This window comes from Parafrankia colletiae, assembly GCF_001854655.1.
In the GTDB taxonomy this organism is placed as follows: domain Bacteria; phylum Actinomycetota; class Actinomycetes; order Frankiales; family Frankiaceae; genus Parafrankia; species Parafrankia colletiae.
On record NZ_MBLM01000114.1, the window covers coordinates 99,345 to 110,897 of the forward strand.

The 11,553-nt window shown below is 71.8% G+C and carries 7 protein-coding genes and 1 tRNA gene; 5 read left to right on the top strand and 3 right to left on the bottom strand.

From position 1 onward, the window contains the following. Positions 1-69: 69 nt before the first annotated feature. Positions 70-1,752, bottom strand: coding sequence for an energy-dependent translational throttle protein EttA (gene ettA / locus CC117_RS15195; RefSeq protein ID WP_071084638.1), 1,683 nt, complete (start codon positions 1,750-1,752; stop codon positions 70-72). Positions 1,753-1,944: 192 nt separating this feature from the next. Here ettA and CC117_RS15200 point away from each other — a divergent pair, with 192 nt between their 5' ends. Further along, the gene (locus CC117_RS15200; protein WP_071084640.1) at positions 1,945-3,321 is read left to right on the top strand and encodes a DUF1254 domain-containing protein; all 1,377 of its coding nucleotides are present in this window, start codon (positions 1,945-1,947) and stop codon (positions 3,319-3,321) included. Positions 3,322-3,444: 123 nt separating this feature from the next. Here the strand turns inward: CC117_RS15200 and CC117_RS15205 are convergent, their stop codons facing one another. Both CC117_RS15205 and ssb read right to left on the bottom strand, forming a co-directional pair. Then, positions 3,445-5,718: a phospholipid carrier-dependent glycosyltransferase gene (locus CC117_RS15205; protein WP_071084642.1), complete on the bottom strand. Its 2,274-nt coding sequence runs from the start codon at positions 5,716-5,718 to the stop codon at positions 3,445-3,447. Between the two features lie 160 nt (positions 5,719-5,878). Continuing rightward, complete coding sequence (gene ssb, locus CC117_RS39055) at positions 5,879-6,943, bottom strand: single-stranded DNA-binding protein (protein WP_084132161.1); 1,065 nt, start codon at positions 6,941-6,943, stop codon at positions 5,879-5,881. Positions 6,944-7,418: 475 nt separating this feature from the next. Here ssb and CC117_RS15215 point away from each other — a divergent pair, with 475 nt between their 5' ends. The 4 genes from CC117_RS15215 to CC117_RS15230 all read left to right on the top strand — a co-directional run. Further along, the gene (locus tag CC117_RS15215; protein ID WP_071084644.1) at positions 7,419-8,300 is read left to right on the top strand and encodes an aldo/keto reductase; all 882 of its coding nucleotides are present in this window, start codon (positions 7,419-7,421) and stop codon (positions 8,298-8,300) included. A 257-nt stretch (positions 8,301-8,557) separates the two neighbouring features. After that, positions 8,558-8,630 (top strand) — tRNA-Arg (locus tag CC117_RS15220). A 366-nt stretch (positions 8,631-8,996) separates the two neighbouring features. Then, a complete protein-coding gene (locus tag CC117_RS15225) occupies positions 8,997-9,659 on the top strand; it encodes a toll/interleukin-1 receptor domain-containing protein (RefSeq protein ID WP_071084646.1) in 663 nt (220 codons plus the stop codon). Then, positions 9,656-11,553, top strand: a 1,898-nt coding sequence (locus tag CC117_RS15230; protein ID WP_241830121.1) for an ATP-binding protein, incomplete at its 3' end; no start/stop codon positions are given. The genes CC117_RS15225 and CC117_RS15230, both read left to right, overlap by 4 nt.

The window sequence follows — 11,553 nt, forward strand, 5'->3', positions numbered from 1 at the left end:
CCGGGGCGGCTCCGTTGGTTGTGTGAGGCCGACGGAGGCCGCGCGGGTCGCGCGGGCGCCGTCGGCAGATCAGTCGCGGGTGAGCTTGCGGTAGGTCACCCGGTGCGGGCGGGCGGCGTCCGGGCCGAGCCGCTCGATCTTGTTGGCCTCGTAGTCGGCGAAGTTGCCCTCGTACCAGAACCACCGCGCCGGGTCGGCCTCGGTGCCCTCCCAGGCGAGGATGTGCGTCGACACCCGGTCGAGGAACCACCGGTCGTGGGAGATGACCACCGCGCAGCCGGGGAACTCCAGCAGCGCGTCCTCCAGCGACCGCAGCGTCTCGACGTCCAGGTCGTTCGTCGGCTCGTCGAGCAGCAGGACGTTGCCGCCGCGCTTGAGGGTCAGCGCGAGGTTGAGCCGGTTGCGCTCACCGCCGGAGAGGACCCCGACGGGCTTCTGCTGGTCCGGCCCCTTGAACCCGAACGACGACACGTACGCCCGGCTCGGGATGTCCGTCCGGCCGACCACGATGTGGTCCAGCCCGTCCGAGACGACCTCCCAGACGTTCTTCTTCCCGTCGAGCCCGGAACGGCCCTGGTCGACGTAGGCGATGTCGACGGTCTCACCGATCTGCAGCTGGCCGCCGTCCGGCGTCGCGTCACCGACGAGCATCGTGAACATCGTGGTCTTGCCGACGCCGTTCGGGCCGATCACGCCGACGATGCCACCGCGGGGCAGGCTGAACGACAGGTCGTCGATGAGAACCCGCTCGCCGTAGCCCTTGGCCAGCTTCTTCGCCTCGATGACCAGGCTGCCCAGGCGCGGGCCCGGCGGGATCTGGATCTCCTCGAAGTCCCGCGGACGGGCCTTGTCCGCCTCCGCCGCCATCTCCTCGTAGCGGGACAGCCGCGACTTGCTCTTGGCCTGCCGTGCCTTCGGGTTCGAGCGGACCCACTCGAGCTCCTGGGCGAGCATCCGCCGCCGTTTGTCGTCCTTCCGCCCCTCGACCTTCAGCCGGGCCGCCTTGTTCTCCAGGTAGGTGGAGTAGTTCCCCTCGTAGGGGTGCGCACGGCCGCGGTCGAGCTCGAGGATCCAGCCGGCCACGTTGTCCAGGAAGTACCGGTCGTGCGTGACAGCGAGCACCGCCCCGGCGTACCGGGCCAGGTGCTGCTCCAGCCACGCGACGCTCTCGGCGTCCAGGTGGTTCGTCGGCTCGTCGAGCAGCAGCAGGTCGGGCGCCTCCAGCAGCAGCTTGCACAGCGCCACCCGGCGCCGCTCACCACCGGACAGCGCTGCGACGTCCGCGTCGCCGGGCGGCAGCCGCAGCGCGTCCATCGCCTGGTCGATCTGGCTGTCGAGCTCCCAGGCGTTCGCCGCCTCGATCTTGTCGATCAGTGTCGCCTGGTCGGCGAGCAGTGTGTCGAAGTCCGCGTCCGGCGCGGACATCTTCTCGTTGATCGCCTCGTACCGGGCGAGGATCTCGCGGATCTCGCGGACACCGTCCTCGACGTTGCCGCGGACGTCCTTCGTCTCGTCGAGCCGAGGTTCCTGCGCCAGCATCCCGACGGTGTAGCCGGGGCTCAGGATCGCATCACCGTTGCTCGGATGGTCGAGCCCGGCCATGATCTTGAGCAGCGACGACTTCCCGGCGCCGTTCGGACCGACGACGCCGATTTTCGCGCCGGGCAGGAACGACAGGGTGACGTCGTCGAGGATCACCTTGTCGCCGTGGGCCTTGCGGGCCTTGCGCATCTGGAAGACGTACTGCGCCATGTGTCAACCCTAGGGCATGCTGCCCAGGTACCGGACGGCGGCGATCCCGCACCCGCCCGCGGGCCGATCCAGCCGATCCGGCCGATCCCGCCGGGCCGCGTTCGGACGAATCCCGAGCGGGTACGACCCGAAGTCGGATGAACACTGTCAGCACACACACCAGTGCCAGGCCACCCGCACCCGGGAGGCGACATGCGCGCGGATGACCAGCGGGTCGGGCTCGCCGCCGAGGCGTTCAGCTTCGGCTACCCCATTGTCTGTGCGATCCGGCAGATGATCCGGACCGCTCACGAGGGCAGCGGTCCGATCCGGCCGGCCGGTTTCAACGCCTTCGCGCACCAGACCGACCCACCCGGGCCGGACTCGTCGTTCCTGAACGTCAACCCCGACATCCTGTTCTCGTCCGCCCAGGTCGATCTCAGTGCGGGCCCGGTGCTGCTGCACGTCCCGCCCACCGGCGGGCGCTACCACCGCCTCGCGTTCTACGACCCGTGGCTGAACACGTTCGCCTACCTGGGCAGCCGCGCCACCGGCGACGAGGGTGGCGAGGTCCTGCTCCTCCCGCCCGGCGGCGTCCTCGGCGACAGCGACACCGCCGGAGCTGGGGCTGGGGCTGGGGCTGGGGCTGGGGTGAGCGTGGTGATCGAGGCGCCGGCGCGGGTCCTCAGCATCGTCGCCCACTTCGCCTACCGGGGACCCGACGATCTGCCCACCGTCCGCGCCCTGCAGGACCARCTGACCCTGCGGCCGGTCGACCCGAACGCCCGCCAGCCCGAAGGCCCGCCGGACCGTTCCAAGCAGGTCTGCGACGACCTGCGCTTCTGGGAGGAGTTCCGGACCTGGATGCGTGCCTTCCCCCCGTCCCGGCTGGAACAGGACTACGCCCGCCGGTTCGAGACCCTCGGCCTGCTGTCCGACCCGTCCCCGTACATCGACCCGGACCCGCCGCTCGCCTGGTCGCTGCGCAGCGGCCTGCGGACCGGGCGCGACGAGCTGGAACGGCTCGCCGACGCCGGCCGCCGCGCCCACCGGGGCTGGGTCAGCACGCTGCACGAAGCCGACTTCAACCTGGACCGGGCTGGTCCCGGCGTCCTCGACGACCGCGCCTGGGAGATGCCCGACCGGGCTCAGGCCCGCATCGCCCGCGCGATGGCGGCCCGCCGGCCGCTGGGCCTCGTCCACGCCTACGAGGCGACGGCCGCCCACTGCGCGGTGGACGTCGACGGCCACCGCCTCACCGGCGCCCACAACTACCGGCTGCGGCTGCTGCCACCGCCGGTGGGTGCCTTCTGGACCCTCGCCATGTACGACGAGCCGGACGGCTATCTCGTGGACAACCCCCTGCACCGCTATTCGATCAACAGCCAGGACGACCTCGTCCGCGACCCCGACGGGTCGGTCCCGGTGCTGATCCAGAGCGACGTCCCGTCGCCGCCGTCGTCAGCCCCGGCGGCGAACTGGCTGCCGGCCGCCCGGGAGGACTTCCGGCTCATCCTGCGGATCTACCGGCCGGGCGACGAGGTGCTCACCGGCGCCTACTCCCCGCCCCCGATCCACCGCGTCGACTAGACCGCCGGCGACCAGACGGCCCGCGTTCGTCGGACAGGCTGTGTCGGACAGGCTGTGTCGGACGGCCTGCGTTCGTCGGACGGGCTGGATCACCTCCGGCGCCGACGTCTCAGGACGGACGTCTCAGGACAGGGTGATCCGGATCGGCAGGCGGCGGCCCTCGCCGACCTCGTCGACGTGGGCGCTCGGCGCCAGCACCGCCACGTCACCGCCGCGCTCGACCAGCACCGGAAGCACCTGCCGGTCGACGGTCCGGGCACGGCCCCCGGACGCGGGCGTGACCACCAGCGACACCGTGATCGACCTCCCGGCACCCGGCACCCGGGTGATCTTCGGGGCGGCGAGCGGATCGCCGGGGTCCCGGCCGGTGGGCGCGCCCCGCGCCTCCCCGCCGCTGAAGGTCACCGCGTCGACGACGTCGCCGGCGTCGACGCCATCCCCGTCGACGATCAGCCGGGCGCGGGACGGGCCGTCCACCGAGACCCGGTAGGCCAGCCGGGTGCCGCCCGCCTCGACCAGCAGCTGGGCCGACCGCGTCCCGGCCGGCGGGGCGTCGACCGTGACCTCGACCTCCGCCGTCCGCCCGGTGGCCAGCGTCAGCGCATCCACCCGTGAGCGGGTCACCGACCCCGGCGAGCGGTTGTACGCGGCCGGCATCCGCAGCAGGTACGGCGTCCGATCGGGGTGGTCGGCGACAACGGTCAGATCCGCCACCCCGCGGGAGACCGCGAACAGCAGGTCGCTGGTCCCGTCCACGCCGCGCAGGTCCGGACCGTTCGCGGTCACCGCGCTCGGATGCCCCAGGTAGGGCGGACTGGCCGCCACCAGCACCAGCGACCGGCCCGGCAGGCCGTGCAGCATCCCGGCGAGATCACGGTCGTGACCGGTCATCGCCGCGTTCGCGTCGACCGCCCCGACCAGGATGAACGTCGTCAGCCCGAGGACCCCCGCGCTGCCCGCCCCCGTGCATGCCCACGCCGCCCGACGCCGCGACCAGCGCGCCAGATCGGCCACCCCCCGGGCACCCAGGTGCACCAGGCCGATCAGCACCGGGATCATGTAGAACGGCCCGACATAGCGGATCCCGCCCCACAGTTCCGCCGCGTTCCACGCCCCCCAGAACCCGAGGTAGCCGACCAGGAACAGCAGCGTCCCCAGCCCCAGCGCRCAGGCCGGCCCATCGAACCTGCGCCGCGCGGCCGCGACGCCCGCGGCGACCGCGAGCAGCACCCCCCCGCAGGCCCAGCCCCCGAGCAGCCACAGATGGTCACCGACCGAGGCCAGCCCGTCGCCGAGCCCGAAGTCGTGCCCCCCGTCGGACGGGTAGAGCCGGCGCCGGCCGAAGCCGAGCTTGTCATCCGGCTCCAGCAGCGCGAACGGCAGCTGGAACGGACTGCCCGTCGCCGCCGCGTTGTACGCCAGCAGAATCCCGGCGGGCAGGACCAGCCCCATCGCCGTCCACCGCACCGCCCACCCGAGACGTCCGGCGCGGCGCGCCGTCACACCGGCCCAGACCGCCACCGGCGCGAGCAGCAGCACCACGTCGTACGGACGCACCGCCGCCGCCACACCGACCGCGAGCCCCGCCCCGGCCAGCGCGAACGCACCCTGCCCGCGCCCCTCGCGGCGCAATCCCCGGAGCAGGCCGAGGAACGTCAGCTGCAGYAGGACGAGCACCGGCAGGTAGCTCAGCACCAGCGCACTCTCGATGATCACCAGCGGCGAGAACGCCATCAGCGTCGCCGCCAGCGCCGCAACCCTGCGATCACCGGCCAGCTCGACGCCGAGCAGGTAGGTGACGATCACCACGGCCGCCGCGATGACCGCCAGCACCGGGGAGATGCTGCCGGCCACCACCAGTCCCAGCGCGAACAGCGCCGGCACGAACGGCGTGTACTTCAGCACGAAGTGGCCGTCCGACACTGCGGCCAGCCACGGCGCGTAGGACGCGGCCGGGTCCGGCGCCGTGGGGAACAGGTGGCCGCCTGCCAGCGCGCGGGCCTGGGTGAGGTAGATGACCTCGTCGTTGTTGACCGACAGGTAGGGAAACAGGTGGTGCCGCAGGACGACGGCCGCCGCGGCGCTGAGGACCGCGAGCACCGCCACGTACCGGCCGGCGGCGCTGACCCCCAGGGCCCGTCTCCGCACCCCGCCGAACATCCGCCCGGCCGCGGAGACCTCGGGGCCAGCCCCAACGTCAACACTGGCCTCGACGCTGGGGCCGGTGCTGGCCTGGGACACCGGCCGGCCGGTTGCCTCCTGCCGCGGGACCTCGCCGCCGGCCTCACCGGACAGGTCGTCCAGTGCCGAACCCGCGCCGCCACCGGCTTCGTTCGCCCTGCTCACCCTCGGCACGGTACCGAGCGGGTCCGACGCCGATGATGCAGGTGGCCCCATCGGTCACAGCATGTCGGTCGGTGTGGCCCCACCATCGACAACCAGCCTGCCCAGGCCAGGCCCGCGATCACCCCATGCCGGCTGCTTCGCGGAGTGCTGGCCGCGTGACTGCCGGCACCGGCCGGAAACTCGGGCAGGCTTGTTCCGACTCGCCCTCCCCTCAGCCGGTGGCGCCTCCCAGTCCACGCAGGCGGCGCTCACCCACGACGTCCGCGAGCCCGATGGGGCGCTCCCCCACGGCCCGGTTGGCCCGCGGCACCAGGTGGAACGGGCCCGGCGCCGCCCGAGTCGACAGCCGCTGCGCGGCCTCGCTCCTGGACTGGTGCAGCGGCTCGACGGACCGCAGCGCATCGTCGAACAGCGCCCTGAGCCGCGGAACGGCCACAGCCTCAGCCACCAGGGCACGGCCGGGACCATCCCCGAGCACGGCCTCGACATCGACCCCTGCACCCACCTCGACGCCGGAGTCGGCTCCCAGCTCGACGAGACGGAGACCCTGGTCGGCCAGCTCGACGGCGCGGGTGCCGCCGACACCGTCGGCGCCGAGCATGTCTTCGGTGACGGCGCTCGCCCCGGGGCTGGTCAGGGCCGACCGCAGGCTGCTCTCAGCCGGGGCCGCACCGGACGTGGGCGCGGCCGGGCCGCGGGCCGGCATCGCGTCGGAACCCACGGGGCCGTCCGGAACGCCACCTCCGCGGCCGTCGTCGGCGAGGGGAACATCGCCCGCCACCGCCGGGTCATCGTCGCCCTGCCCGGCCCCGCCGAACCCGATGCCGTCGGCGCTGAACGGGTCGCCGGAGATCGGGCCGGGATCGGCGAACGGATCCCCCGCTGCCAGCCCGTCGGCCGGGGTGGTCGACGATCGCGCCGTCCTGCGGACCTCCACGGGCCGCCAGGTGAGTTCGGCCGCGACGGCCTCCGCGTCGATCTCGTAGCTGACCCGCCGGTCGCCGTCCTGCGTCTCGAAGTTGTTCTGCCGCAGCCGGCCGACGACCAGGGCACGGTCGCCTCGGGACAGGCTGGCCGCCACGTTCTCGGCCAGCTGCCGCCAGCAGGAGATCCTCAGATACAGGGTGCTTCCGTCGACCCACCGCTGCTCGGTGCGGTCGAACCGGCGAGGCGTCGACGCCAGGCGGAAACCACAGACGGAGACGCCGCTCGCGGTGATCCGCAGGACCGGGTTCTCGACGAGGTTGCCGATCAGCGTGATCGCGTTGTCGGGCATCTGAGCTCCTTGGAGAACATCTCGGGGGCAGGGAGACGGTCCAGTGGATGCCGGCCGATCACCAGACGCCCCCGCACGTGGCGCGGAGGGCCGACGGAGTCCGGTCGTGCGTCCACGCCACGACTTTGCGCCACCGCCCCCGCGATGGGAACMGGTTCTTCGCCCGCTGTGGATAACTCCGTTCTGTCCACAACACGGCGACGGACCGTACTCCACCGGCGGTCACCTGCGAGCATCGACACTGTCTCGACCGGTCACCCGACGTGCACGGAGCCGATGGACGTCCCGACAGCCGGGCTGTGAGGCGGGCGGTCGGCGTCAGCCGGGTAGGTCTCCGGGCGACGGCCGGGTGTCCCCAGCCCGCGGCCCGCACTCCGTGGGACGCCCGGGAACATCCGGACGGTGGATCAGGGTTGCTGCCTGGCGGGCCGACGCACGGCGGCGGCACCCGCACACAGACGGAGGAAGGCACTGCATGTCGACACAAGCGGCTAGCCCAAGCGTGAACGCGGCTGCGAGCGGGACGTTCCTGCTCGGTGGTGATCTCCAGGTGAACCGGCTCGGCTACGGCGCCATGCAGATCACCGGCCCGGGCATCTGGGGCCCACCCGCCAACCGGGACGAGGCACTCGCCGTACTGCGGCGAGCCGTGGATCTCGGGGTGAACTTCATCGACACCGCGGACTCCTACGGCCCGGAGGTCAGCGAAGATCTGATCGCCGAAGCCCTGTACCCGTACCCCGACGGGCTGGTGATCGCGACCAAGGGCGGGCTCACCCGCCAGGGGCCGGGCCAGTGGACCGCTGTCGGCCGCGCCGAGTACCTGCGCCAGCAGGTCGAGATGTCGCTGCGGCGCCTCCGCGTCGAGCGCATCGACCTCTACCAGCTCCACCGCATCGACCCGAAGGTGCCCGTGGAGGAGTCAATCGGTGAGCTCCGGGCGCTGCAGGAGGAAGGGAAGATCCGCCACATCGGCGTCTCCGAGGTCAGCGTGGCCGAGCTCAAGCAGACCCGGTCACTGGCCGAGATCGTCAGCGTCCAGAACCGGTACAACCTCGCCGACCGCGCCGCCGAGGACGTCCTCGACTACGCGGAGCGTGAGGGCATCGGGTTCATCCCCTGGTTCCCGATCGCGACCGGCGAACTCGCCCGGCCCGGCGGCGTCCTCGACGAAGCCTCGAAGCGGCACGGCAGCTCACCGTCGCAGCTCGCGCTCGCCTGGCTGCTGCGCAGGTCACCCGTGATGCTGCCGATCCCGGGCACCTCGTCGGTCGCCCACCTGGAGGAGAACGTCGCCGCCGCAGGCGTCACGCTCACGGACGCCGAGTACGACGACCTGGTCAAGGTTGCCGGCTAGGCACGCCACACCGGCCCCGAAACAGGCCGGGACCAGCACACCCTGCAACGACCGGCCGTCGGACAACGAGGTTCGACCGACGGCCGGTCAGCCGGCCACCCGCCGGTCGATGCGGCAGCATGTGGGATCGTGAGCCCGCACCCCGACGCGGGCCCGCTACCTCCGATGACCCGGGGCTGTCTGCAACATCAGGTGACATGAGGTGGACACTGTCCATCCCACCCGGGATCCGTCCGCGGACCCCACAATGGAGCAACGCGCCCGTAGCTCAGCGGATAGAGCGAGTGCCTTCTAAGCACTGGGTCGCAGGTTCGATCCCTGCCGGGCGCACAAATCGGCCCTCCGACCTGCGACGATGCCGAGCAAGATCGGCCAGCACGGGCCCGAAACCCGCTCCGGCGCCTGATAGGCACCAGCTCTCCCACCCGCGCCCCGCCCGTCGCCGGTAGCTCCGTGACCTRCACCAGCAGAGCAGGAGGCGGYCCGCATCGCGGCTCACAGCGCTCAGTGACCTGATAACTTTTCCCTCTCCGCCCCCGCGAAGACCCCCAACAGGCGCCCGGGATCAACCCACATAGCCTCGCCGCACACGGGCCCGCGCCTCGGCCACCATCCCGACGCTGGCAGGGCCCGGGCCCTGGCACACTCCGTACCAGCACGGTCTGACACGGCCTGTCCTGGTGGCACACTGTCCGGGTGAGCAACGGGGGCAACACGCACAGCACCGGCGACGACGGCAACGGCTGGGACTTCTTCGTCTCCTACACCCAGACCGACCGGCCATGGGCGGAGTGGATCGCCTGGACGCTGGAAGAGGCCAGCTGCCAGGTCTTGATCCAAGCCTGGGACCTCGTGCCCGGCTCGAACTGGGTCACCGGCATGGACGAAGGCGTCTCCCGCGCAGCACGCACGATCGCCGTGCTCTCCCACGCCTACACCCGCTCGGTCTACGGCGCCGCTGAATGGCGGGCCGCCTGGGCCTCTGACCCGACCGGCGCCACCCGCAAACTCCTCGTCGTCCGCGTCGAGGACTGCCCACGTCCGGGGCTGCTCGGCCAGGTCGTCTCCCTCGACCTGTTCGGTATCCCCCAGGACACCGCACGAACGGACCTGCTGCGCACCGCCGAACTCGCCGTCTCTGGTGGACGGGCGAAACCAGCCACCGCCCCACCCTTCCCCACCAGCACAGAGGCAGCCCCGCCACCGTTCCCAGCACCCGCAACGACCGGACAGGCACACACCAGCGCCACCATCCCGCCGGGCGGCATCCAGATCGGAAATGTGACCGCGCCCGGGGGGCAGGCCATCGGCGTCAACTACGGGCAGATCATCCAGCATCGGAACGACCCCGGCCGATGACTCCCAGCACCCGCGATCACACCACCCCTGACGATCAGAACCGGCCTACGGTCGACCACGTCACGGCCCCGAACGGCCAGGCCATTGGAATCAACTACGGGCAGGTCCTGCAACAGCGGTTCTCCGGCCCGTTCCAGCTACTGCGGCACGCCACGATCGATCTCGACCCCCTGCCTGGGGATCTACGCCTGTCCGACCCAGCGGACACCGCCAACCCGGTCGCCCGGTTCCGAGGACGCACCGACCTCATCGGCAAGATCGACACCTTCATCGGCCGATGTGTGCAGCAGCGCCGCGGTGGCTACCTGCTGGTGGAGGCGGAGGCGGGGATGGGGAAGTCTGCGTTGGCGGCCTACCTGGCGTTCACCCGGGTCTGGCCGGCGCACTTCACCCGCCTCCCCGACGGCCACACCCCCGAAACAGCCCGGCTCAACCTCGCCGCACAGCTCATCGCCCGCTGGAAACTCGAAGACGCCGCCCCCGGCGGGGTTCTGCCCGACAGGGCCGACAGCACCGCCTGGCTCTACGGCCGGCTCTGCGACGCCGCGAAGAACCGCGACCGCGACCGCGACGAACCCGACCAGCCCGTGATCCTCCTCGTCGACGGCCTCGACGAAGCCCCACCCCCACCGGCCGGGGAACTCCCCCTCGGCCTACCCCCGGCCCTACCCCCGGGCACGGTCATCGTCGCCACCACCCGGCCCAAAACCATCGCCCTCCCCACCGGGTCACGCGTCGTCGAACGCATCGACGTCGAAAGCACCACCAACCGACAGGACCTGCTCGACTACCTGAGCGCGGTCACCACCCACGACCCGCTGATCACCAACGCCTTGGGCCAAGCGGGGATGCCCGCCGACCGGTTCTGCCGGACGCTGCTGGACCGCTCCGGCGGAGTGTGGATCTACGCCCTCACCGTCCTCGACCAGATCCGCGACCACAACCGCAACCCTGGCGACATCGACCAGCTCCCCGAAGGACTCGCCGGCTACTACGCCGACAACCTCCACCGCTGGCACACCGACCTCGGCGACCACACCTGGCAGACCCACGGCCTCCCCGTACTGGCCACGGTGACCGCGATCCGCGAACCCCAGACCGCCGGCACGATCGCCACCTGGGCCGGCGTCCCCGAACCCGCCACCCGCCAGCTTCTCCGCGGCGCCTTCCGCCCCTTCCTGGCCGTCCGCCAGGGTGGTGATCCGGACCTCTACCTGCCCCGACACCAAAGCCTGCGCGACTTCACCACCGGCACCACCCTCGCGGACAGCGACCACGAAGACCTCCGCCACCTCGTCTACACCCTCACCGCCGCCACCCGCGCCGCCCACCAGCGCATCGCCGATGCCCTCATGCCCCCCGACCCGGTCGGACAACGCACCTGGCCGGGCAGCAGCGCCTACGCCTCGGCCCACCTACCGGAACACGCCGCCCTCGCGGGCCTACTTCCCGACCTTCTTTACGATTCCGAGTTCGCCCTCTACATAGGGATCCCAGCCCTGCTCCGGCAACGACACCATCTGGCTGGCCACCCCCAGGCGCTCGCTGCCCTCGGCGCGTTGGAACTCGCCACCGGCCACGGCACTACCCACACCATCCGCTTGCAATGGATCGAAATCTCCGCCCGCAAAACCCAAGCGCACACCCTCGCTGACAACACCGCCCGCCTCCTCCCCGACCGCCCCTGGTTCCCCACCCACGCCATCTGGAACGGCACCAGCCACCAAACCCTCACCGGCCACACCGACACCGTGTTCGCTCTGGCTAGCTTTGCGCTGCCCGACGGCCGCACTCTCCTCGCCTCCGCCAGCGACGACCTGACGGTGCGGCTATGGGACCCGGGCACCGGACAGCAAATCGGCACGCCCCTCACCGGTCACACCAACTGGGTACG

What these genes read in the sequence shown, in the direction of transcription:
- ssb (WP_084132161.1), bottom strand. Translation starts at nt 6,943, where the DNA reads ATGCCCGACAACGCGATCACGCTGATCGGCAACCTCGTCGAGAACCCG.
- CC117_RS15215 (WP_071084644.1), top strand. Translation starts at nt 7,419, where the DNA reads ATGTCGACACAAGCGGCTAGCCCAAGCGTGAACGCGGCTGCGAGCGGG.
- ettA (WP_071084638.1), bottom strand. Translation starts at nt 1,752, where the DNA reads ATGGCGCAGTACGTCTTCCAGATGCGCAAGGCCCGCAAGGCCCACGGC.